The sequence below is a fragment of the Acidiphilium cryptum JF-5 genome, assembly GCF_000016725.1.
Taxonomy (GTDB): Bacteria; Pseudomonadota; Alphaproteobacteria; order Acetobacterales; family Acetobacteraceae; genus Acidiphilium; species Acidiphilium multivorum.
Map to the genome: position 1 here is coordinate 2,379,032 of NC_009484.1, position 22,844 is coordinate 2,401,875.

General features: G+C 68.9%; 24 protein-coding genes. 6 read left to right on the forward strand and 18 right to left on the reverse strand.

Translation table 11 applies throughout. The features are described 5' to 3' along the window. Window positions 1-49: 49 nt before the first annotated feature. Genes ACRY_RS13275 through ACRY_RS13285 form a run of 3 tightly spaced genes read right to left on the reverse strand, consistent with a single transcriptional unit; the run spans window position 50 to window position 3,030 of the window. The gene (locus tag ACRY_RS13275) at window positions 50-1,468 is read right to left on the reverse strand and encodes an NAD(P)(+) transhydrogenase (Re/Si-specific) subunit beta (RefSeq protein ID WP_007421698.1); all 1,419 of its coding nucleotides are present in this window, start codon (window positions 1,466-1,468) and stop codon (window positions 50-52) included. A 13-nt stretch (window positions 1,469-1,481) separates the two neighbouring features. Next, the gene (locus ACRY_RS13280; protein ID WP_007421697.1) at window positions 1,482-1,877 is read right to left on the reverse strand and encodes an NAD(P) transhydrogenase subunit alpha; all 396 of its coding nucleotides are present in this window, start codon (window positions 1,875-1,877) and stop codon (window positions 1,482-1,484) included. A gap of 10 nt (window positions 1,878-1,887) precedes the next feature. Further along, complete coding sequence (locus tag ACRY_RS13285; protein ID WP_007421696.1) at window positions 1,888-3,030, reverse strand: Re/Si-specific NAD(P)(+) transhydrogenase subunit alpha; 1,143 nt, start codon at window positions 3,028-3,030, stop codon at window positions 1,888-1,890. 229 nt (window positions 3,031-3,259) lie between these two features. Between ACRY_RS13285 and ACRY_RS13290 the strand changes: the two genes are divergently transcribed. Next, window positions 3,260-3,910 carry an ATP-dependent Clp protease proteolytic subunit gene (locus tag ACRY_RS13290; protein ID WP_012039847.1) on the forward strand — a complete coding sequence of 217 codons (651 nt, stop codon included), beginning with the start codon at window positions 3,260-3,262 and terminating at the stop codon, window positions 3,908-3,910. A 20-nt stretch (window positions 3,911-3,930) separates the two neighbouring features. On the opposite strand, the gene ACRY_RS13295 is transcribed toward ACRY_RS13290, so the two are convergent. Then, the gene (locus tag ACRY_RS13295; protein ID WP_007421694.1) at window positions 3,931-4,842 is read right to left on the reverse strand and encodes a LysR family transcriptional regulator; all 912 of its coding nucleotides are present in this window, start codon (window positions 4,840-4,842) and stop codon (window positions 3,931-3,933) included. 158 nt (window positions 4,843-5,000) lie between these two features. On the opposite strand from ACRY_RS13295, the gene ACRY_RS13300 reads away from it, so the two are divergent. After that, window positions 5,001-5,546: an SRPBCC family protein gene (locus tag ACRY_RS13300; protein ID WP_012039848.1), complete on the forward strand. Its 546-nt coding sequence runs from the start codon at window positions 5,001-5,003 to the stop codon at window positions 5,544-5,546. A gap of 72 nt (window positions 5,547-5,618) precedes the next feature. Further along, window positions 5,619-6,518 (forward strand): GntR family transcriptional regulator, encoded by a 900-nt coding sequence (locus ACRY_RS13305; RefSeq protein ID WP_012039849.1) that lies wholly within the window; start codon window positions 5,619-5,621, stop codon window positions 6,516-6,518. Window positions 6,519-6,539: 21 nt separating this feature from the next. Here ACRY_RS13305 and ACRY_RS13310 read toward each other — a convergent pair whose 3' ends face one another. The 11 genes from ACRY_RS13310 to ACRY_RS13355 form a co-directional block, all read right to left on the reverse strand. Beyond that, window positions 6,540-8,054, reverse strand: a complete 1,515-nt coding sequence (locus ACRY_RS13310; RefSeq protein ID WP_012039850.1) for a carboxypeptidase M32 — start codon at window positions 8,052-8,054, stop codon at window positions 6,540-6,542. Next, window positions 8,051-8,767 (reverse strand): SURF1 family protein, encoded by a 717-nt coding sequence (locus ACRY_RS13315; protein ID WP_012039851.1) that lies wholly within the window; start codon window positions 8,765-8,767, stop codon window positions 8,051-8,053. The genes ACRY_RS13310 and ACRY_RS13315 overlap by 4 nt, the downstream gene beginning before the upstream one ends. A 4-nt stretch (window positions 8,768-8,771) precedes the next feature. Further along, window positions 8,772-9,623 carry a cytochrome c oxidase subunit 3 gene (locus ACRY_RS13320; protein WP_007421645.1) on the reverse strand — a complete coding sequence of 284 codons (852 nt, stop codon included), beginning with the start codon at window positions 9,621-9,623 and terminating at the stop codon, window positions 8,772-8,774. Between the two features lie 48 nt (window positions 9,624-9,671). Then, window positions 9,672-9,845 carry a hypothetical protein gene (locus ACRY_RS19945; RefSeq protein WP_013640576.1) on the reverse strand — a complete coding sequence of 58 codons (174 nt, stop codon included), beginning with the start codon at window positions 9,843-9,845 and terminating at the stop codon, window positions 9,672-9,674. Beyond that, on the reverse strand, window positions 9,842-10,795 hold the full coding sequence (locus ACRY_RS13325) for a heme o synthase (protein WP_012039852.1): 954 nt from the start codon (window positions 10,793-10,795) through the stop codon (window positions 9,842-9,844). Before ACRY_RS13325 ends, ACRY_RS19945 begins: the two co-directional genes overlap by 4 nt. A 119-nt stretch (window positions 10,796-10,914) precedes the next feature. Beyond that, window positions 10,915-12,513: a cytochrome c oxidase subunit I gene (gene ctaD, locus ACRY_RS13330; RefSeq protein WP_007421647.1), complete on the reverse strand. Its 1,599-nt coding sequence runs from the start codon at window positions 12,511-12,513 to the stop codon at window positions 10,915-10,917. A 33-nt stretch (window positions 12,514-12,546) separates the two neighbouring features. Next, a complete protein-coding gene (gene coxB, locus ACRY_RS13335; protein WP_007421648.1) occupies window positions 12,547-13,497 on the reverse strand; it encodes a cytochrome c oxidase subunit II in 951 nt (316 codons plus the stop codon). Between the two features lie 162 nt (window positions 13,498-13,659). Beyond that, entirely contained in the window at window positions 13,660-14,373 is a 714-nt protein-coding gene (locus tag ACRY_RS13340; RefSeq protein WP_007421649.1) for a class I SAM-dependent methyltransferase, read from the reverse strand. Window positions 14,374-14,558: 185 nt separating this feature from the next. Beyond that, window positions 14,559-15,086, reverse strand: coding sequence for a GcrA family cell cycle regulator (locus tag ACRY_RS13345; RefSeq protein WP_012039853.1), 528 nt, complete (start codon window positions 15,084-15,086; stop codon window positions 14,559-14,561). Between the two features lie 115 nt (window positions 15,087-15,201). Further along, complete coding sequence (locus ACRY_RS13350) at window positions 15,202-15,735, reverse strand: SH3 domain-containing protein (protein WP_012039854.1); 534 nt, start codon at window positions 15,733-15,735, stop codon at window positions 15,202-15,204. Continuing rightward, the gene (locus ACRY_RS13355; RefSeq protein WP_007423182.1) at window positions 15,722-16,489 is read right to left on the reverse strand and encodes a HesA/MoeB/ThiF family protein; all 768 of its coding nucleotides are present in this window, start codon (window positions 16,487-16,489) and stop codon (window positions 15,722-15,724) included. The genes ACRY_RS13350 and ACRY_RS13355 overlap by 14 nt, the downstream gene beginning before the upstream one ends. A 99-nt stretch (window positions 16,490-16,588) precedes the next feature. On the opposite strand from ACRY_RS13355, the gene queC reads away from it, so the two are divergent. The 3 genes from queC to ACRY_RS13365 are packed head-to-tail and all read left to right on the forward strand — an operon-like array spanning window position 16,589 to window position 19,007. Then, on the forward strand, window positions 16,589-17,329 hold the full coding sequence (gene queC / locus ACRY_RS13360) for a 7-cyano-7-deazaguanine synthase QueC (protein ID WP_035186750.1): 741 nt from the start codon (window positions 16,589-16,591) through the stop codon (window positions 17,327-17,329). A gap of 55 nt (window positions 17,330-17,384) precedes the next feature. Further along, on the forward strand, window positions 17,385-17,549 hold the full coding sequence (locus ACRY_RS19720) for a hypothetical protein (RefSeq protein ID WP_155856372.1): 165 nt from the start codon (window positions 17,385-17,387) through the stop codon (window positions 17,547-17,549). A gap of 45 nt (window positions 17,550-17,594) precedes the next feature. Beyond that, window positions 17,595-19,007, forward strand: a complete 1,413-nt coding sequence (locus tag ACRY_RS13365) for an NAD(P)H-dependent flavin oxidoreductase (protein WP_007423180.1) — start codon at window positions 17,595-17,597, stop codon at window positions 19,005-19,007. A gap of 129 nt (window positions 19,008-19,136) precedes the next feature. Here ACRY_RS13365 and ACRY_RS13370 read toward each other — a convergent pair whose 3' ends face one another. From ACRY_RS13370 to ACRY_RS13380, 3 genes are read right to left on the reverse strand one after another with little or no spacing between them, the layout of a single operon-like run. After that, a complete protein-coding gene (locus ACRY_RS13370) occupies window positions 19,137-21,491 on the reverse strand; it encodes a xanthine dehydrogenase family protein molybdopterin-binding subunit (RefSeq protein ID WP_012039855.1) in 2,355 nt (784 codons plus the stop codon). Further along, window positions 21,488-21,961: a (2Fe-2S)-binding protein gene (locus ACRY_RS13375; protein ID WP_007423178.1), complete on the reverse strand. Its 474-nt coding sequence runs from the start codon at window positions 21,959-21,961 to the stop codon at window positions 21,488-21,490. Before ACRY_RS13375 ends, ACRY_RS13370 begins: the two co-directional genes overlap by 4 nt. After that, the gene (locus tag ACRY_RS13380; RefSeq protein WP_012039857.1) at window positions 21,958-22,785 is read right to left on the reverse strand and encodes an FAD binding domain-containing protein; all 828 of its coding nucleotides are present in this window, start codon (window positions 22,783-22,785) and stop codon (window positions 21,958-21,960) included. Before ACRY_RS13380 ends, ACRY_RS13375 begins: the two co-directional genes overlap by 4 nt. Window positions 22,786-22,844 lie beyond the last annotated feature (59 nt).

Below are 22,844 nucleotides of genomic sequence, written 5' to 3' on the forward strand. Positions count from 1 at the left end.
CGGCGGAGCCAGTGGCCCCCGCCGCCGGATCGTCCCGCGTTCGCCCGGCTTACTTGCCGAGCGACTGCACGATCTCCTCGGTCATCTTCTTCGCGTCGCCGAACAGCATCATCGTGTTGTCGCGGAAGAACAGCTCGTTCTCCACGCCGGCATAGCCCGAGGCCATCGAGCGCTTGACGAACAGCACCGTCTTCGCCTTGTCGACCTCGAGGATCGGCATGCCGTAGATCGGGCTCGACGAATTGGTCTTCGCCGCCGGGTTGGTCACGTCGTTCGCGCCGATCACGTAGACCACGTCGGCGGTCGAGAACTCGTTGTTGATCTCCTCGAGTTCGAACACCTCGTCATACGGCACCTGCGCCTCGGCGAGCAGCACGTTCATGTGCCCCGGCATGCGGCCGGCGACCGGATGGATCGCGTATTTCACCTCGACGCCCGCCTCCTTCAGCAGGTCGGACATCTCGCGCACCGCGTGCTGCGCCTGGGCCACCGCCATGCCGTAGCCCGGCACGATGATCACCTTCGAGGCGTTGCTCATGATGAAGCTCGCATCCTCGGCCGAGCCGATCTTCACCGCCTTGTCGCCGGCGGCCCCCGCGGGGCCGGCCGCGGCGGCGGCATCGGTGCCGAAGCCGCCGAGCAGCACGTTGAGGATCGAGCGGTTCATCCCCTTGCACATGATGTAGGAGAGAATCGCACCCGACGAGCCGACCAGCGCGCCGGTCACGATCAGCGCGATGTTGCTGATGGTGAAGCCGATGCCCGCCGCCGCCCAGCCGGAATAGGAGTTCAGCATCGAGATCACCACCGGCATGTCCGCACCGCCGATCGGGATGATCAGCAGCACGCCAAGCGCGAGCGCGAGGGCCGCGATGATCCAGAACAGCACCTGCGAGCCGCCCGAGGCGACGAAGGCGATGATCAGCACCACGAGCAGGATGCCGAGGCCGAGATTGAGCTTGTGCTGGCCGGGGAAGTTGATCGGCGCGCCGCTCATCAGCGCCTGCAGCTTGGCGAAGGCGATGACCGCGCCGGTGAAGGTGATGGCGCCGATCGACAGGCCGAGCGACATCTCGATCAGGCTTTCGAGATGCAGGTGCCCCGGCGTGCCGATGCCGAAGCTCTGCGGCGCGTTCAGCGCCGAGGCGGCGACGAACACCGCGGCAAGCCCCACCAGCGAGTGGAACGCGGCGACGAGCTGCGGCAGCGCGGTCATGTTGACCCGCCGCGCCACCACCGCGCCGATCGCGCCGCCGATGACGACGCCGAGCACGATGAGCCCCACGCCCGAGAGCAGCATCGCCGGATGCGCCAGCGTCGCCAGCGCGGCGATCGCCATGCCGGCCATGCCGAGCAGGTTGCCGCGCCGCGCGGTCTCGGGATGCGAAAGCCCGCGCAGGGCCAGGATGAACAGGACGGCCGCCACCAGATAGGCGAGCGTGATCCCCGGATCGGATGCGTAATTCATTGTCGCGCCGCCCTTACTTCGCTTTTTTCTTGAACATGGCCAGCATGCGCTGGGTCACGAGGAAGCCGCCCACGATGTTCACGCTGGCCAGCAGCACCGCGATGAAGCCGAAGGCGTGCGCGGCATAGCCGCCCTTCAGCCCGGTCGCGAGCATCGCGCCGACGATGATCACCGACGAGATGGCGTTGGTCACCGCCAGCAGCGGCGAGTGCAGGGCCGGGGTCACGCTCCAGATCACGTAATAGCCGACGAACACCGCCATCACGAAAATGGCGAACAGGTCGATCAGCGGGGCGCCGTGCGGCGCGTGCGCCGCCGCCTGGGCGGCGAAGCCGGCGGCGTTCTGCGCCAGCACGGTGGCCTTGTGCGCGAGCGCGTCGGCCTGGTCCGCGAGTTGTGCAGGGGTCATGATGTGGCTCCTAGGCAGCTGCTTGCGGCTGGAAGTTCGGATGAACGACGGCGCCATCCCGCGTGAGCAGGACGCCCTTCACGATATCGTCGTCGGCGGGCAGTTTCGGCCGCCCGGCCTCCTTGTCCCAGAACCCGGTGAGGAAGGTCGAGAGGTTGCGCGCATAGAGCGTGCTGGCGGCGACGCCGATGCGCGACGGCCAGTTCCTGTGCCCGAGCACGATCACGCCGTTCTCCGTCACGATCCGCTCGCCCGGCACCGTCGCCTCGCAGTTGCCGCCGGCATCCGCCGCGATATCGACGATCACGCTGCCCATCCGCATCTTCGCCACCGCGTCGGCGGTGACGATGGTCGGCGCCTTGCGCCCCATCACCAGCGCGGTGCAGATGACGATGTCGTTCTTCGCCACCGTCTCGGCGATCAGCGCCGCCTGCTTGGCGCGGAACTCCGCACTCATCTCCTTCGCGTAGGCGCCGGTCTGCGCCTTGCTCTCCTCGTCCTCGACGCCGACGAAGGTCGCGCCGAGCGACTTGATCTCCTCCTTCGCCGCCGGCCGCACGTCGGTCGCCGAGACGATGGCGCCGAGCCGGCGGGCGGTGGCGATCGCCTGCAGCCCGGCAACCCCGGCGCCGACCACGAACACGCGCGCCGGCGGCACGGTGCCGGCCGCCGTCATCATCATCGCGAAGCCGCGCGGAAACGCCTCCGCCGCCTCGATCACGGCGCGATAGCCGGCGAGATTCGCCTGGCTCGACAGCACGTCCATCGACTGCGCGCGGGTGATGCGCGGCAGCAGCTCCATCGAGCAGGCGTCGATCCCGGCCTTGGCATAGGCCTGCACCCGCTCCTGGTTCCCCATCGCGCCGAGCGTGCCGACCAGCAGCGCGCCGCGCTCGATCTGCGCCAGAATCTCGTCCCCGGGCGGCTGCACCGTGAACACGATGCCGGCCCCCTTCAGTGCCGAGGCCGCATCCGGCGCGATCTCCGCGCCGGCCTCGCGCAGCGCCGCGTCGGAGACCGAGGCCCGCTCGCCGGCCCCCGCCTCGATCACCACGTCGAGCCCGAGGGCCTTCAGCTTCTTGATCGAATCCGGCACCGCGGCGACGCGGGTCTCGCCCGGCAGACGCTCTTTCAACACCGCAAGACGCATCATATCCATCCCTTCGTTCAACACCGCGCAACGATCGTGCGCCCCGGCGTCCGAAATATTGTGTCGCACCGCACCATTCAAAGCAGCAATTATGCCACAGATGTGATAACGGTCCCGCAATCTCGCACCATGCGCGGGCCGCGCTGTCAAGACGGCACCCATGCGCGCCCGATCGTCTCGACAGGGGGACCCGCATACCCCACAATAGTGCGACTGGTTCTGAGGAGTAGGCATGACAAGCGACATGAGCAACAGGCTCGCCCCCCGCGCCGATGACGAGGACGCCCCCGAGAAGGAGGCGCCCGAGGCCGCCAAGGCCGGCAAGGTCGGGCCCGAACTCGAAAACCGTCTGTTCAAGCAGCGCAAGGTGCTGATCTTCGGCGAGATCCACGACCGCATCGCCCGCGCCGTCACCGGCCAGCTCCTCGCCCTCGCCGGCGCGAGCGACGAGCCGATCGACGTCTTCGTCAACTCGCCGGGCGGCCATGTCGAGAGCGGCGACACGATCCATGACGTGATCCGCTTCGTCGACGCCACCGCGCCGGTGCGGATGATCGGCACCGGCTGGGTCGCCAGCGCCGGCGCGCTGATCTACCTCGCCGGCCACAAGGACCGCCGCTTCTGCCTGCCCAACACGCGCTTCCTGCTGCACCAGCCGATGGGCGGCGTGCGCGGCCCGGCGACCGATATCGACATCGAGGCCCGCGAGATCATCAAGATGCGCGAGCGGATCAACCGCATCATCGCCCGCGAGACCGGGCAGGACTATGCCCGCGTCGAGAAGGACACCGACCGCAACTACTGGATGGGCGCGGAGGAGGCGATCGCCTACGGCATGGTCAGCCGCGTCGTGCAGACCATGAAGGATCTGGACGCCGCCTGATCCCCCCGGCGGCCGCGGCGTCAGCCGTGGCCGTCCTCCGGCGGGGACTCGCGCAGCAGGGCGAGCAGCGCCGCCGCGGCCCTGGTGCGCGTGCGGTCCTGGTGCTGGACCGCGAAATAGGTCCGCCGCGGCAGCTTCACCGGCACCTCCACCACCTTGCCCGCGGCCAGCGCATCGGCGCAGACCAGCTCGGAGAGGATCGTCGCCCCGGCGCCGCCGCTCACCGCCGTCAGCACCGAATTGTTCGCCGGCAGCTCGATCGCGACATCGACCGCCGCATGGTCGATCCCGAGCCCCGCCAGCGCCTCGAAGAGCACCGCCCGCGTCCCCGACCCGTCCTCGCGCAGCACCCAGCTGCCGGAGGCGAGCTCCGCCGGCCGCAGCGCGCGCCGCTTCGCCCAGGGATGACCGGGGGCGACCACCATGACCAGCCGGTCCTGCGCGATCGGCTCGGCGGCGAGCCGCGGCTGGATCAGCGTATCGCCCGGCCCCTCGACGAAGCCGAGCTCGACATCCCCTTCCAGGATCGCGCGCGCCACCTCGGCCGAATTGCCGATCGAGACCGCGAGCCCGATGCCCGGATAGGCCTGCCGGAAGGCGACGAGGCGCAGCGGCAGGAAGTGGTTGGCGATGGTCTGGCTGGCCTTGATCGCCAGCCGCCCGCGCGCGAGGCCGGCGATCTCGCGCATCGTCAGCGCCGCCTGCTCCGTCCGGTTCAGGATCGCCCGCGCCTCGGTGAAGAACACGCGGCCCGCCTCGGTCAGCGCGATGCCGCGGCCGACCCGGTGGAACAGCCTGGTGCCGAATTCACGCTCCAGTGCCGCCACCGCCCCCGAGGCGGCGGACTGGGTGAGCCCCAGCGCCTCGGCGGCCCGTGTCACATGCTCGCGTTCGGCGACCGCGATGAAGATCCGCAACTGATCGAGGGTCATCCTGAACCGGCCTCGTCAGGGCAGCCTCGTCCGAACGACGTTCGCCCAGAAGCCCGTGCCCGCTAAATTTTCATACGCACGCAAAACTATGGCATAGAGCGATCCATGCATGTAAACGCATAGGACCGGCTTCACCGGACCGTCAACAGGAGGAACACTTGAAAGCACCGATCTTGCGCCGCGCCGTTCTCGTCGCGCTGCCGCTGACCCTGCTCGCCGCCGTCGCTCCCGCCCAGGCGAAAGCCCCCGTGCTGCACGTGACGAAAAGCGTCGTCATCAAGGCGCCGGCCGCGAAGGTGTGGTCGATCGTGCATGATTTCGGCAAGCTGACCTGGGTTCCCGCCGTCAAGACCAGCAAGGCCGACAAGGGCAACCACCCCGGCTCGGTGCGCCATCTCGATCTCGGCGGGCCGGTGCTGACCGAACAGCTCATCCGGTATGACGCCCGGCACATGACCTACACCTATGAAATCCAGCACACCGCCAACAACATGAAGATCCTGCCGGTGCGCGACTATGTCTCGACGATTTCGGTGCACCGGCTCGGCGCCAACGAGACCCGCCTCGTCTGGAGCGGCCATTTCCGCCGCCTCGATCTCTCCGCCCATCCGAAGAAGGGCGAGGACAACGCCGCCGCGATCAAGGCGATTTCCGGGATCTACGAATCAGGGCTTGCCAACGCGGCAAAGCTCGCCGCACAATAAATATTGCAAACCGACTAGGCCGGCGGTTCGACCGCCGGCCCGACAATCAAGAGGAAGCGCCGGGCAGAACGGATGGCAAAGCCGAATACGTTGCTGAAACGAACGAGCAACGCCCTACTCGACTACATCAAGGATCTTCCGGAGGAGTCAGCCGCACTCGGGTCGGACAGCGCGCTCGCCCGCCAGTTCGGGGTGAGCCGCACCACGGTGCGCGCCGCCATCGAAACCATGATCGGGAGCGGCATCCTGGAGCGCGGCCCGGCCGGCCTGCGGATCGTGCGCCGCCCGGAACGCGCGGACTATTACACCGAGTCGGAAACCGACGGTCCGCAGGAGCAGATCGAACGCGTCTTCATGCAGCGCGTGCTCCTTGGCGACTGGCGGCCCGGGCACACCTTCTCCGAAGCCGAGCTGGCGCGCGACAGCAATGCCAGCACCGTTTCCGTCCGCGAATTCCTGATCGGCTTCTCCCGCTTCGGGCTCATCGCCAAGCAGCCGCGCGGCGGCTGGATCCTGCGGGAATTCCATGACGGTTTCGCCGCCGAGGTGGCCGACATGCGCGAACTGATCGAAATGGCCGCCCTGGCGCGCATGCCCCGCGCCGGCAGCGCCGCCCTCACCGAGGCGGCGGATGCGATGATCGCCCGCCACCGCGACATCGAGGCGGCAATCGCAAGGCGCTACACCGAGTTCGCGGCGCTGGACCGGGATTTCCATCTCTGGATCATCGGCTTCCTGAACAACCGCTTCGCCTACGATTTCTTCGACATCGTGTCCTTCCTGTTCCATTACCACTACCAGTGGGACCGGAACTACGAGGTCGAACGCACCCGCGTCGCCATCGCCGAACACATGACGGTGCTCATCGCCCTGCGGTCCGGTGCGATGGAAAAGGCCGAGCTTGCCATGGCGGTTCATCTCGCGACCTCCCGCCGTTCGCTCAAGGCCGGCCTCAAGCGCGTCGCCGCCTGACCCGCCCGGCGGCGGGCGGCCTCAGGCCAGGTAACGCGCCCGCAGATGCGCCTCGAACGAAGCGGGGTCGAGCGGCTTGCCGGTCGCCTCGACCAACAGTTCGTTGAACCCATAGCGCGCGCCGTGACCGTGGACATTGGCGCGCAGCCAGTCCCGCAGCGGGGCAAAATCGCCCTCCGCCAGGGCGGCGTCGATGTCCGGCCGCGCCCGCCGCGCCGCCTGCATCAGCTGCGCCGCGGCCATCGCGCCAAGCGTGTAGGACGGAAAATAGCCGAACAGCCCCGCGTACCAGTGAATGTCCTGCAGGCAGCCCCTGGCGTCGTCCGGCGGCACGATGCCGAGCAGCGCGCGCATCCCGTCGTTCCAGGCCGCCGGCAGGTCGGCAACCGCGAGGTCGCCGGCCACCATCGCCGCCTCCAGCCGGAAGCGGAGAATCACATGCGCCGGGTAGGTCACCTCGTCCGCCTCGACGCGGATGAAACTCCGCTCGACCCGCCGCAGCCGCGCCGCCAGCCGGTCCGGCGCGAAATCCGCCGGCGGCTGGCCGAAGGCGGCGGCGAGTTGCGGGCCGAGCCAGCGCAGGAACGGATCGGATCGCGCCGCCTGCAATTCCACGATCAGCGACTGGCTTTCATGCACCGCCATGCCGGCCGCCGCGCCGACGGGCTGGCGCGCGCGCGCGCGCGGCAATCCGGCCTCGTACAGCCCGTGGCCGGATTCATGCAGCACGCCCATCAGGGCGGAGGCGAAATCCGCCTCGTCATACCGCGTGGTGATCCGGATGTCGGTCGGCGTGCCGCCGCAGAACGGGTGCAGCGAGCGGTCCAGCCGCGCACCCCGGAAATCGAGCCCGACGCGCTCGGCGAGGCGGCGGCACAGCGCCTCCTGCGCCGCCTCGGCGAAGGGCGGCGTGCCCGGCAGGCCAGCCATCCGCCCCGCCTGCCGCGCCTCGACGGTGGCGAGATGGTCCCGCAGGAACGCCTCGTAGCGGTCGAACACCGGGTCGATTTCGGCCGCGGTGATTCCCGGCTGGTAGGAATCGATCAGCGCATCGTAGGGCGAGAGGCCGAGCGTCGCGCCGAGTGCCGCCGCCTGTTCGCGGATCAGCCCGAGCAGCACCTCCAGCCTCGGGCGGACGGCGGCGAAATCGGCATCCCGCCGCGCCCCGCGCCACACCGTCTCGCAGGCCGCGCTTTCGCGGGCCACGGCCTCGACCAGATCGGCCGGCACCGCCGTCGCCCGCCGATACGCCCGCCGCATCAGCGCGAGATTGCGCCGCTCGACCGGATCGGCGGGCGGCGCGATTTCGGCGGCGGCGAGATCCTCCTCGACCTCCGGCGCCGCCAGCATCCCATGGGCGACGCCGGCGAGCGTCGCCAGCTGGTCGCCCCGCGCCGCGGCGCCGCCTTCCGGCATCACCGCCGCCTGGTCCCAGCCCAGCATCGCGCTGGCCTCGTCGATGATCGCCAGCCGCTCGAACCGCGACACCAGTCGCCGATACGCGGTTGCCGGGATGTCGGTGCCCAGATCGTTCACGCGGTCTCCAGAATCACTTTTCGCACGTAGAAGATATATTCGAGCACGACGACCAGCGCGAGGCCGAACCAGGTGAGCGCGTATTGCTCGGAATTGTTCGGCGGCGTCGGCAGGCTCGGCGCCGGGATCGGCCCGCCCGCGACCGGCTTCGGCCCCAGCATCACCAGGGTGAACGGCGCGGCATCCGCAAACCCGAGAGCGGCCCCGATCGCCCGCGGATCGAGCTTGTAGAAAATCAGCCGGGCCAGATCGGGGCTTGGGGCGAACGGCCCGAATTTCTGCGGCGCCTGGACATAGCCCGAAACCACCGCCGGCCCCGCGGGCAAGGGCACCGGCTTCGGCACCCGTCCCCGCACCCAGCCGAGATCGACCAGCACCACGCCGCCGTCCGCGCGGCGGAACGGCACGATCAGTTGACCGCCCCGCAGCGGGCCGGTCGGCGAATTGCGGATCTGGTCGCCATAGAACGCCGCCTTGCCGGAAACCCAGGTCCCGGTCAGCGCCACCTTTTCATAAGGCGAGGGTTTTGCGGAGAGCGGAACCGGCGGCCGTAGCTGGGCGGCATGAATCTCGCGCTGGATCCGGTCCTTGTAGTGCCACCGGTGGACCTGCCAGACGCCGAGGGCGATCAGGGCGACCAGCATGAACAGGCTGATCGCCCCCATCCCGATCAGGCGCCGCCAGCGCGAGCGCGGCAAGGCCTGATCGGTCATGCGGTCAGGCGGCGGTGATGGCGCTGCGGCCGAAGTAGTAGATGCAGACGAACAGGAACAGCCACACCACGTCGACGAAGTGCCAGTACCAGGCGGCGGCCTCGAAGCCGAAATGCCGCTTCTGGGTGAACTGGTTCTTCAGCGCGCGGAAGAAGTTCACGATCAGGAAGCTGGTGCCGACGATCACGTGGAACCCATGGAACCCGGTCGCGATGAAGAACACCGACGGGAAGATGCCGCCATGATAGAAGTTGAACGGCGAGTGCGTGTATTCGTAGGTCTGGCCGCAGAGGAAGGCGAGGCCGAGAATGATGGTGCAGCCGAGGCCCTGGATCAGCCCGCGGCGGTCCCCCTCGATCAGCGCGTGGTGCGCCCAGGTGATCGTCGTGCCGGAGAGCAGCAGCACCATCGTGTTGAACAGCGGCACCGCGAACGGGTCGATCGTGGTGATATGCGCCGGCGGCCAGACCGGCTGGTGCATGTAGCCCTGGTGCGCCGGGAAGAAGAAGAAGTTGAAATAGGCCCAGAAGAAGGAGACGAAGAACATCACCTCGGAAGAGATGAACAGCGCCATGCCGTAGCGCAGCCCGATCTGGGTGACGAGCTTGTGCAGGCCGGGCGTGCGGCTTTCGCGCACCACGTCGCGCCACCAGACGAACATGGTGCTGACCGCGCCGATGAAGCCGGCAATGAGGAACCAGTAATCGTTGAAATGCGCGACGAAGATGATGCCGGTCGCGATCAGGATGGCGGACATCGCCCCCGTCAGCGGCCACACGCTGGGTTCTACCAGGTGATACGGGTGCGGCACGTGCCCCGCGATCTGCCCTTCGGCGGTATGACTCTCAGCACTCATAAGACACTCTCTCCCGATAGAAGCCGGCCGCTAAGGCCATGATTCGTTTCACCACATATGCCCGGCATGATAAAGCTTGACGACGGCAATCGCGTAGATGAGGCCGCAGAGCGCGACGAGCGCCGCGAGCAGCGCCCAGTTCCGCCCCCGCCGCCGGCGGATGAATTCCGCCCGCTCCTCCCGGCTCCAGTCCTTGCTGCTGGCCCGTTCCACCCCGGTCATACCAGATGGTCCAGAACGAGCGCGCCGAAGATCAGGAAAAGGTACAGAATCGAGAACTTGAACGCCGCCTTCGCCGGCGCGTCCCGCGTCAGGCTGACGCCATTTCCATCCTGCCGGTCGCGCAGCACCCGCCAGGAATACCACACGAACGCGAGGCCCAGCACCATGGCGCTCGCGCCGTAGACCGGGCCCGCGAGGTGCAGCACGTAGGGCAGCAGCGAGAGCGGCACCAGCCACAGCGTGTAGCGCATCACCGCGAGGCGCGTGGCCTTCTGGCCGGCCACCACCGGCAGCATCGGCACGCCCGCCTTCTGGTAATCGGCCGACGCGAAGAGCGACAGGGCCCAGAAATGCGGCGGCGTCCAGAAGAAGATGATCGCGAACAGCAGCACCGGCAGCAATCCGACATGCCCGGTCGCGGCGGCCCAGCCGATGACCGGCGGAAACGCCCCCGCCGCGCCCCCGATCACGATATTCTGCGGCGTCCGCCGCTTCAGCCACATCGTGTAGATGAACACGTAGAACCCGATCGAGGCGGCCAGCAGCCCGGCGGCCAGCAGGTTCGTGGCGAGCCACATCAACAGCACCGACAATGCGGAAAGCGCAACGCCGTAGGCCAGCGCGCCATCCGGCGAAATCCGCCCGGTCGGGATCGGCCGGCCGGCGGTCCGCCGCATCACGGCATCGATGTCGCGATCATACCACATGTTGATCGCCCCCGCCGCGCCGGCGGCCATGGCGATGCAGAGAATCGCGGTAAAGCCGAGGATGGGATTGATCCCGCCCGGCGCCACGAGCAATCCGGCCGCGCCCGTATAGACCACGAGGTAGAGCACCCGCGGCTTGAGCAGGGCGAGCCAGTCGCCGGCCGTCGCGCCGAGCAGCGACTGGTCGAGCAGCGCCGTATCGGGGACAGCGGTGGCAGAGGTGCGCAGGATCGTATCGCTCATTCCATCAATCCAGCCGGCGCGAATATTCGCATCCGGATTTTGCCTTGCGGGAACGAGGATGGTTCTCCCCGCCGGAGAGAACCATCACCCGCCCGCTTTCGTCAGTGGCAACCCGCGCGTCAGCGGATTACCGGAACATCCTCGAAGGTGTGGTGCGGCGCCGGCGAGGGAACCGTCCACTCGAGGGTCGTCGCGCCCTCACCCCAGTAGTTGGCGGCCAGCTGCTGCCGCCCGGTGAAGATCTTGAAGAGGATGTAGAAGAACACCAGCGTGCTGATGCCGGAGATCAGCGCCCCCACGGAGGAGACGTAGTTCCACCCCGCGAACGCCACCGGATAGTCCGGGTAGCGGCGCGGCATGCCGGCGAGGCCGAGGAAGTGCTGCGGGAAGAAGGTCAGGTTCACCCCGATGAAGAACAGCCAGAAATGCAGCTTCGCCGCGCCCTCGGGATAGGGCTGGCCATACATCTTGCCGATCCAGTAGTAGAAGCCGGCAAAGATCGCGAACACCGAGCCCATCGACAGCACGTAATGGAAGTGGGCGATCACGAAATAAGTGTTGTGCAGCTCGGTATCGAGGCCGGCATTCGCCAGCACCACGCCCGTGGCGCCGCCGAGCACGAACATGAAGATGAACCCGATCGCCCACAGCATCGGCGTCTTCAGCTCGATCGACCCGCCCCACATCGTGGCGATCCACGAGAACACCTTCACGCCGGTCGGCACCGCGATCACCAGGGTCGCGGCCTCGAAATAGACCTTGCTGTCCACCGAGATGCCCGAGACGAACATGTGGTGCGCCCAGACCACGAAGCCGACGAACCCGATCGCCACCATCGCGTAGACCATGCCGAGATAGCCGAAGATCGGCTTCTTCGAGAAGGTCGAGACCACGTGGCTGATCACGCCGAAGGCCGGCAGGATCATGATGTACACTTCGGGATGGCCGAAGAACCAGAACAGGTGCTGGAACAGCACCGGATCGCCGCCGCCCGCCGGCTCGAAGAACGAGGTGCCGAAATTGCGGTCCATGATGAGCATGGTGATCGCGCCGGCCAGCACCGGAATGGCCAGCAGCAGCAGGAACGCCGTCACCAGGATCGACCACACGAACAGCGGCATCTTGTGCATCGTCATGCCGGGCGCGCGCATGTTCAGGATCGTCGCGATGAAGTTGATCGCGCCGAGCAGCGAGGAAATGCCGGCCAGATGCAGCGAGAACAGCGTGAAGTCGACGGCCACCCCGGGCTGGTAGGTGATGTCCGACAGCGGCGGATACAGCGTCCAGCCCACGCCGGAGCCGGCGCCGACCAGCAGGCCCAGGTTGACGAAGATGAACGCCATGAACAGGAACCAGAAGCTCATATTGTTCAGGCGCGGGAACGCCATGTCCGGCGCGCCGATCATCATCGGCACCATCCAGTTGCCGAAACCGCCGATCAGCGCGGGCATGACGAAGAAGAAGATCATCAGCAGGCCGTGCGCGGTCACGATCGCGTTCCAGGTCTGGCCCGAGGTGATGATCGTGTTGTTCGGATGGGCCAGCTGCGCGCGCATGATCATCGAGAGCACGCCGCCCTCGATCGCGGCGATGATCGCCCAGGTGATGTAGAGCGTGCCGATATCCTTGTGGTTCGTGCTCATCACCCAGCGCCGGAAGAATCCCGGCTGGTGGTGGGCATGTTCGCCATGGGCATCGTGCAGTGCGGTCGCGGACATTGTCATATGCTCCTGATGATCGCCGACTACAGATTAACGCGTCGTTTCATCGGTGGTTGCGCTGGCCAGGGCGATGTGCCCCTGCGCGCGCGATGCGGCCTTCTTCGCCGCATCGGCCATGGCCAGCACCTCGTATTTGCGCACGGGCGGCACATTGCCCTGCGCGGCGTCGGCCTTCGCCTCGGCCAGCCACGCCTTGAACTGCTTCAGCGGAAGCGCGACGATCTCGATCGGCATGTTGTCGTGGTTCATGCCGCAGATCTGGTTGCACTCGCCGTAATAGATGCCCGGCGCGTCGATCTTGGTCCACTGGTGCCAGTACTGGCCGGGAATGGCGTAGCGCTGCACGCCGAGCGAGGGAATGAAGAACGAGTGCAGCACGTCGGCGCTGGTGATCTTGAAGACGATCTTCTCGTTCGCCGGCAGCACCAGCGGGTGATCCGCCGAAAGCCGCGCGATCTGCCCGGGTTTGATCTGGTTGTCGGGGATCGGGTACGAGGTGAAATCGACCCCCTTGGCGGCGGGATAGTCGTATTCCCAATACCACTGGTGCCCGGTGACCTTCACGGTCATGTAGCGGTGCGTGTAGTTCGACTGTTCGTAGATCAGGTTCAGCGACGGCACGAAGATCACGACCAGCAGCAACGCCGGCACCACCGTCCAGATCACCTCGATCAGCGTGTTGTGCGTCGTGGTCGTCGCCACCGGGTGCTTCGAGGCGCGGAAGCGGATGATCACGATGGCCAGCAGCAGGCCCACCAGCCCGACCACGCCCGCCATGATCCAGAGCACGAACTGCATGAGCCAGTCGATGCTCTTCTGGATCGGGCTGGCGGCGGGCTGGAACCACCATTCCCACGGCGTCGGCGCATGCACCGGAAACCCGACGGCATTCTTCGCGGCGGCAAGCGCCATCGGCGCGCCCGCGGCGAGAACCGCGAAGCCGACCAGGCCCAGGAACAGATATTTGTTGGATCGTTTCATCAGCTCCGCCAGTTCCGTGTACTCGGACCGCGTTCGGCGCGGCCGTCGAAGTCAGTTGAAATAAAAATACGTCACAGCGCAGCCGGGGCCGATTACGCCCCTTTCACGCGCATTCAACAAACTGGATATAACAGGCCCACCCCTCGATCAAGAGACCTGATGTCACAAAGCGGGCTGGTTCCCCTCGCCCCGCGGATTGGGGAACGAAATCAGCCTGAAAAGCCCGAAGGGTCGCATCCGCGCCACACTCAGCCGCCCCCGCTGGTCGGCGGGTATCAGCCGCTCGATCGCGAAATCGGGGTGCCAGCCCAGCGCCCGCGAGGCCGGCGCCAGCGCCCGCTCGATCCACACCATCGGGCCCGACTCGGCGGCGAAATGGTTGACGAACAGGATCAGCCCGCCCGGCCGGACCACACGGCGGAGTTCCGCCGCCAGGCGGCGCGGATTCGGCACCACGGAGGCGACGAACATCGCCACCGCGATGTCGAACCGCCCGTCCTCGAACCCGGTCGCCTCGGCGTCGAGTTCCAGCAGCTGCTCGACATTCCGCAGCCCTTCGCGCTTCACCCGCGCCCGCGCGCGGTCCAGCATGTCGGTCGAGAGGTCGATGCCGGTGATCCGCTTCTCCGGCCGGTAGTGCGGCAGCGCGAGGCCCGTGCCCACGCCCACCTCCAGCACCTCGGTGCCCGGCGCCCTGTTCACCGCGTCCACCGCGGCGCGGCGGGCCGGCGCCGAAACCGCGCCGAACACGCCGTCGTAGATCCCGGCCCAACGCCGATACGCAGCCCGCACCGCATCGGCGTCGAGCGCGGAAGCGCGCCTGGCCAGCCTCTCGGCCTCGCCGGTGTTGGGGGCGCTCTTGTAGGCTTCGCTCATTTTCGGACGCTGCTCCTGTCGACCCGTCACTTGCGACCGACGATCGGCAGCGCAGCACGCCCGCCAGGGGCGCAAGACAGCAGACCGAAGGCGCGTGCCTCATGCCCGCGGCGCGGGCAGGACAAACACTGCGTGAAGCGGGCCGGACATGCAAGCCCGGAATTCATCTCCGGCGGCAAAACACCTCAGGCGACGTCCTCGCGGCGGTCGCGCACCCGCACATAGGCGATCTCGGCATGCGGCTGGCAGTAGGGCTTGCCGTTCATCGCGGGATCGCCGCAGAACCGGAAGCTCGGCGTTCCGGGTTCGCCGATCGGCCAGCAGCAGGCCGGCACCCGGGCCACCGCCCGCGGCGGCGCCGCCGGACGCGATGCCACCAGGGTCGGGCGCGGCGGCGCCGTCCGCACCGCCGCAACCGTCGAAGCCCCGCCCGCCGGCGCCGCCGTCACGTGCGGCATCACCGGAACCGGCTCCGCCGCGATCGCCAGCGAAGGCAGGGTCGGCCCGGTCACCCGCGCCGGCGCGGGGCGCGACGGCCGCGCGCCGCTGATGTCGCGCCGGATCGGCGAGGGACGGGCCGGCAGATCAAGCCGGTGCGCCTTGCCGACCACCGAATTCTTGGAAATGTTCAGCCGTCGCCCGATTTCGGCGGTCGAAAGCCCTTCGTCCCAGAGCTGGCGGAGGCGGGCAATGATCTCGTCGGTCCATTCCATGGCCTGTCCTGTCCCTCTCATGTGCTACAACATTCTGTAGCCGAGCGACCGGCCTCACTCAACATCTAGTTGAGTTCTGCCTTGCAGTTTTCTGTGGAAAACCCACGTCGAAGGGCTATTTTATCGCCTCGCCGGCGAACGAGCCCCAGAACTGGTCGCGCCGGAGCCACCCCGCGCGGTGATCGACCTCCACCTGGCACCACGCCGCCCCCGCCTTGCAGCGCCGGATCACGCCGATCACGCCCTTGTCGAGATAGGCGACCGGCGCCGCATCCTTGTGCGGCCCCGCGCGCAGCGTGTGCCGGCCGCCGATGACGATGAAGCTGCGCAGGCCGTGCAGCAGCGCCTCGTGCACCCACCCGTCGCCGCCATCCGGCGCGACGACGTGGCGCCAGACATTGAATTCCCCGGTCACCTCCACCGGCAGGTCGAGCCGGTGATAGACCCAGATGATCGGATACTGGAAGCCCGGCCCCGCCCGCATGTAGATTTCCCTGGAGCGGAAACTCTCGAAGCGCGGCACCGGCCAGCCGGTGGCCGACCCCTTGCCCGGCCCCGGTCCCGGCCCGACCTTCGGCGCGTGCCACGCGCCGAGCGCCAGCGCCACGACGACCAGCCCGAGCCGGGCGAGGCGGCTAGACGCCCGCACAGGCGGCACAGTCCGGCACGCGGGGGATCGTGATCGTGCGGAACCGCGCATCCAGCGCGTCCCACAGCAGCAGCCGCCCGGCCAGCGAGGTGCCGATGCCGAGAATCTCCTTCATCGCCTCCGTCGCCTGCAACGTGCCCATCACCCCCGTCACCGGGCCGAGCACCCCGGCCTCCGAACAGGTCGGCACCATGCCCGCCGGCGGCGCCTCGGGATAGAGGCACCGATAGCAGGGGCAATCCGGCCCCGCATGCGGCTTGAAGGTGGAAAGCTGCCCCTCGAAGCGCAGCACCGCCGCCGAAACCAGCGTCCGCCGCGCCGCGACACAGGCATCGGCGACGAGGAAGCGGGTCGCGAAATTGTCGGTCCCGTCGAGCACGATGTCGTGCGCGGCGACCAGCGCGCCGACATTCCCCGCGTCCAGCCGGGCGCGGACCGGGTTGACGCTCACCTCCGGGTTCAGCCCGCGCATCGCCGCCGCCGCGCTCTCCACCTTCGGCGCGCCGAGAAACGCCACCCCGTGCGCGATCTGCCGCTGCAGGTTGGAGAGTTCCAGCACGTCGTCATCGACGATGGAAATCCGCCCGACGCCGGCGGCCGCGAGATAAAGTGCCGCCGGCGAGCCGAGCCCGCCCGCGCCGACGATCAGCACCGAGGCCGCGCGCAGCCGCGCCTGCCCGGTGCCGCCCACCTCGCGCAGCAGGATGTGGCGCGAATACCGGGCGATTTCGGTTTCGGTGAAGTCGAGATCCATGCCGCATAGAATCGCATCCGCGCCGCCCCGCCGCAAGGGCGCGGATCTACGCCCCCGATCGCGCTTGATCGCGGCCGGCCCGCCCGGCATGTTCCGGCCATGACCACCTCCCCTCCCGCCGCATCCGGCGCGGCCCTCGTCCTCTTTTCCGGCGGCCAGGACAGCGGCACCTGCCTCGCCTGGGCGCTCGACCGCTACGACCGGGTCGAGACGATCGGCTTCTTCTACGGCCAGCGCCACGCGGTCGAGCTGGAGTGCCGCGCCCCGCTGCGCGCCGCCATCGCCGGCCTGCGCCCCTGGCGCGCCACACTCGGCGCCGACACGATGCTCGACATCAGCGCCGCGCTGGCCACCCTCGGCGCCACCGCGATGACCGCCGAGATCGAGATCGAGACCACCGAGGCCGGCCTGCCCAACACCTTCGTCCCCGGCCGCAACCTGCTCTTCCTCACCTATGCCGCCGCCCTCGCCTATCGCCGCGGCATCGGCGCGCTGGTCGGCGGCATGTGCGAGACCGACTATTCCGGCTACCCCGACTGCCGGAACACGACGATGCAGGCGATGCAGCTCGCCCTCTCGCTCGGCCTCGACCGCGCCGTCACGGTCGAGACGCCGCTGATGTATCGCGACAAGGCCGCCACCTGGGAGCTCGCCGCCGAACTCGGCGGCGCTGCGCTGGTCGAGGCGCTGCGGACCGGCAGCCACAGCTGCTATCGCGGCGAGCGCGCCACGCTGCACGACTGGGGCTATGGCTGCGGCACCTGCCCGGCCTGCGAGCTGCGCGCGGCGGGCTGGCAGCGCTGGCGCGCGGCGCGTGCGGATTTTGTGGACGGTGCATGACGGTTTCGTGTATCGGCGTCTCACGCGGCGGTTTCTCGTGCATCCGAATGATGATATGAATTCGTATCCGGACGGTGCAGGCGTTCGCGATGCGGCACCGCAAGCCGGCCCAGCAAGCCGGATCGGCGTTTCGGCGGCACCCCCCGCCCGACACCCGATCCTCGCCCACGGCCGGCCCGGCACGGGGCGGCGCGCGACGATGGACGGCGGGCGGCAGTGAAACTCAGGATGGCATCGCGCAGGCGATGAACAGGTTATCGAGACGATGAAGACGATCAACGCGATCAGGATGGGCGGCGTCGATGTTCTCCCGCTGGTCGAAGGCGGCAAGGGTGTGGCGGTCTCCAACGGACTTTCGGCCGGAAGCTGGGCCGCCTCGGGCGGCGTCGGCACGTTCAGCGCCGTCAATGCCGACAGCTACGACGACTCCGGCCGTCCGGTCCCGCAGGTCTATCACGGCACCACGCGGCGCGCCCGCCACGAGGAGCTCGTGGCCTTCGCGATCGAGGGCGGCATCGCCCAGGCCCGGCGCGCGCACGAGGAATCGGGCGGCCAGGGGCGCATCCACGCCAACATCCTCTGGGAGATGGGCGGCGCCGAGCGCGTCATCACCGGCATCCTCGAAGGCGCGAAAGGCCTCGTGAACGGCATCACCTGCGGCGCCGGCATGCCCTACCGGCTCTCGGAAATCGCCTCGAAATTCAACATCCACTACTATCCGATCGTCTCCTCCGCCCGTGCCTTCAACGCGCTCTGGCGCCGCGCCTACCACAAGGCGCAGGAACTGCTCGGCGGCGTCGTCTACGAAGACCCCTGGCTCGCCGGCGGCCATAACGGCCTGTCCAACTCCGAAGACCCGACCAGGCCCGAAAGCCCGCTGCCCCGCGTCATCGCGCTGCGCCGGCAGATGCGCGAGTTCGGCCTCGGCGAGACGCCGATCATCATGGCCGGCGGCGTCTGGTGGCTCGAGGAATGGGAGGACTGGATCGACAATCCGGATCTCGGCCCCGTCGCCTTTCAGTTCGGCACCCGACCACTGCTGACCAGGGAAAGCCCGATCAGCGACGTCTGGAAGCAGAAGCTCCTCACCCTCAAGCAGGGCGACGTCTTCCTCAACCGCTTCTCGCCCACCGGCTTCTATTCCAGCGCGGTGAACAACGGCTTCATCCAGGGCCTGCGCGCCCGCAACGAGCGGCAGGTCGCCTACACCACCGAGCCGGTCGGCGAGCATACCGAGGAATACGGCGTCGGCCCGCGCAAGCGCCCGGTCTGGCTCACCCCGGCCGACCTCAAGGACGTCCACGCCTGGGAGCGCGAGGGCTTCACCGAGGCGATGCGCACCCCGGATTCCACCCTCGTCTTCGAAACCCCCGAAACCGCCGAGGAAATCCGGCTCGACCAGGTGAACTGCATGGGCTGCCTCTCGCAGTGCCGCTTCTCCAACTGGTCGCAGGAAGAGCCCGATTTCTCCACCGGCAAGAAGGCCGACCCGCGCAGCTTCTGCATCCAGAAGACCCTGCAGGACATCGCCCACACCCATAACGACCCCGATTCGGTCGACCACAACCTGATGTTCAGCGGCCACAACGGCTACCGCTTCGCGACCGATCCGTTCTATTCCAACGGCTTCATCCCGACGGTGAAGCAGCTCATCGAACGGATCCTGACCGGCCGCTGACCGCGTCAGATCCTCACCGGAAGCTGACCGCGTCAGATCCTGACCGGCCGCTGACCGCGTCAGATCCTCACCGGCCGCTGACCGCGTCAGATCCTGACCGGCCGCTGACCGCGGCCGGCGCCCTCCGCGTCAGCCGATGCCGAGGGCTTCCAGCACGCGCGCGGGCGTGATCGGCAGCGCCGTGATCCGCGCGCCTCGCGGTGCGAGCGCGTCGTTCACCGCGTTCAGCACCGCCGCCGCCGCCGCCGCCGTGCCGGCCTCGCCCACGCCCTTGGCGCCGATATGGCTTTCCCGCGTCGGCGTGCAGACATGGCCGATCACGATGTCCGGCATCTCGGCCGCCATCGGCACCAGATAATCCGCCATCGTCGCGTTCAGCATCTGCCCCTCGGAATCGTAGCGGCATTCCTCGAACAGCGCCGCCCCCAGCCCCTGCACCACGCCGCCGCGAATCTGCTCGTCCACCAGCAGCGGGTTGATGATCGTCCCGCAATCCTCGACCACGAAATGCTTCAGCAGCCGCACGAAGCCGGTCTCGGCGTCCACCTCCACCACCGCCGCCTGCACCCCGTTGGTGAAGGCGAAGGGATACTCCCGCGGCACGTAATGCCGGCTCGCGACCAGCGCCGGCTCCACCCCCTGCGGCAACGTGTCGGGCCGGAAATGGGCGATGCGCGCCAGCTCGGCGAGGCTCATCCGCTCGGCCCCGCCCGCCGCATCGACGATCGCGCCATCCCTGATGTCGAGCGCCTCCGGGGCGGCCTGCAGGATGCTCGCCGCCAGCGCCAGCACATTCTCCCGCAGCGCGGATGCGGCGCGAAACGCCGCCTCGCCGCCCACCCCCGCCCCGCGCGAGGCCCAGGTGCCGCCGCCATAGGGTGTGGCGTCGGTATCGCCGAGCTTCACCAGCACCCGCGCCGGGTCCACCCCCATCGCCGCGGCCGTCACCTGGGCGAGGATCGTCGTCGTCCCCTGCCCCTGCTCGGTGGCGCCGGCATGCAGCACCACGTCGCCGGCCGCATCGAGCCGCGCCGTCGCCCCGTCCTGCGCGGCGATCCGCGCCCCGCCGACGCCGTAGAACGCCGCCCCCGGATTGGTGATCTCGATGAAACTCGCGATCCCGATGCCCCGCCACACCCCGCGCGCCCGCAGCCCGGCCTGCTCCGCCCGCAGCGCGTCGTAGTCCATCAGCCGGACCAGCTCGTCGAGACAGGCATGGTGCGACAGCGCCTCGAACCTCATCCCCGCCGGCGAGGCGCAGGGATAGGCGTCGTCGGCGATCAGGTTGCGCCGCCGCATCTCGACCGGGTCGATCCCCCGCCGCCGCGCCGCCTCGTCCACCAGCGCCTCCGTCACCGCGGTCGCGATCGGATGCCCCACCGCGCGATATTGCGACATCATCGCCTTGGTCTGGAACACCACCCGCGCCCGCGCCGCGTAATGCGCGAAATCATACGGCCCGCCGACCAGATTGATCACCTGGTTCGCCTCCACCGCCGAGGTGCGCGGATAGGCCGAATACGGCCCCACCCCGGTCAGATCGTCCACCGCGAACCCCTCGATCCGCCCGTCTTCCGCCACCCCGATCCGCGCCGACACCCGGTGCCCGCGCGCATGGATATCGCCGGTGAAACTCTCCAGCCGGTCGGCCACGAACCGCACCGGCCGGCGCAGGATGCGGCTCGCCGCCACCGCCGCCATCTCGTCGGGATAGACATGGATCTTGATCCCGAACGACCCGCCCACATCCGGCCCGATCACCCGGATTTGCCGCTCGGCGAGGCCGAGCAATGTGGCCAGCACGGTCTGGAACATGTGCGGCACCTGGGTGCCGAGATGCACGGTCAGCCGCTGCTCGCCCTCGTTCCAGTCCGCCACCAGCGCGCGCGGCTCCAGCGTCACCCCGGTATGCCGGGCGAAATCGAACTCCAGCGCCACGCGCTCCGCCGCCGCGTCGATCGCCGCCGCCCCGCCGCCCGCCTCGATCGTCCGCGCGAACGCGAGATTATCCCCGAGTTCGGGATGGATCGCCGCCGCCCCCGGCGCGAGCGCCGCCAGCGGATCGACCACCGGCGCGAGCGGCGCGTACTCCACGAGAATCCGCTCCGCCGCATCCTCCGCCTCGGCCCGGCTCGCCGCCACCACCATCGCCACCGGCTCGCCCTGGAACCGGACCCGTCCTCGCGCCAGCGGATATTGCGGCGCCGATTTCAATCCCTTGAGATGCGTCAGCACGCCGACCCACGGCGCGCACCGCCCCTCCAGCGCCGCCGCGTCGAACACGCCGACCACCCCCGGCATCTCCCGCGCCGGCGCCAGGTCGATCGCCCTGATCTCGGCATGCGCATAGGGCGATCGCAGGAACGCCGCATGCACCATGCGCGGCAGCGCGATATCGCTGGCGAACAGCCCGCGCCCCTGGGTCAGCCGCCGCGCATCCGGCCGCGCCATCGCCCGTCCGATCGGCCGGTCGGCGCCGTTCATGCCGCCCTCCGCGCCCGCGCCGTCGCCTCGACCGCGTCGACGATCGCCTCATATCCGGTGCAGCGGCAGTAATTGCCCGAAAGATGCGCGCGGATCGCCGCGCGGTCGGTCGGGTCGGGCGCATGGGCGAGGAAATCCGCCGCCGCCAGCATCATCCCCGGCGTGCAATAGCCGCATTGCAGCGCGTTGCGGCGCCAGAACGCCTCCTGCAAATCCGCCAGCTCGCCCGAATCCGACACCCCCTCGATGGTCTCGACCACGCACCCCGCCGCCTGCACCGCGAGGACGAGGCAGCCGCGCACGATCGCCCCGTCCAGCCGCACCGTGCAGGCGCCGCACACGCCATGCTCGCAGCCGAGATGCGTGCCGGTCAGGCCGAGCCGCTCGCGCAGGAAATCCGCCAGATGCAGCCGGGCCGGCACCTCGGCCTCGACGCGCTCGCCATTCACGATCAGGGAAATCGCCGTCATGGAGCCAGACATTCCTTCATCACCCGCCGCAGCAGCACCCGCGCCAGGTGCAGCCGCACCGGCGCCGAAATCTCCGGGTCCGCATGCGGCGGCAAATCCCCGGCGAGTGCCGCGCACGCCGCCTCGATCCCCGCCGCCCCGTCCGCGAGTGCGCGCTCCGCCGCCGGCGCGCGCAGCGCCGCATGGCCGACCGCGAAGAACCCGAGCCGCACCGCATCCCCTTCCGCCGCGGCGGCAAGCCCGACCAGCGCGTAATCCCCATGCCGCCGCGCCAGCTCCGCGAAGCCATGCCGCCGCCCCGGCACCAGCGGAATCTCCACCGCGGTCAGAATCTCCCCCGGTTCCAGCGCGGTTTCGAACAGGCCGGTGAAAAAATCCGCCGCCGCGATCCGCCGCGCGCCCGCCTGCCCCTCGGCGATGATCGTCGCATCGAGCGCCAGCATGCAGGCCGGCAGTTCCGCCGCCGGATCGGCATTGGCGAGGCTGCCGCCGATCGTCCCCCGCGAGCGGATCGCCGGATGCGCGACATGGGCGAGCGCGGTCGCGATCAGCGGCGCATGGGCGGCGATCTCGGGTGCGTCGAGCAGCGTCGCATGGGTGCAGCCGGCGCCGATCCGCAGCATCGTCGCGGTGACGTCGATGCGCCGCAGGTCCGCGATCCGGCCGATATCGACCAGCAGGCCCGGCGCCGACAGCCGGAAGTTCAGCGCCGGCAGCAGGCTCTGCCCGCCGGCGAGGAGCTTCGCCCCCTCATGGGCGGCGAGCAGCCCGACCGCCTCGGCGACCGACCCGGCACGGACGTAATCGAATGGAGCAGGTTTCATGACATTCCTCGCCCGAAACCTGTCCGATCGCGGCGGGCGCGTCAATCGCCCCGCCGCCG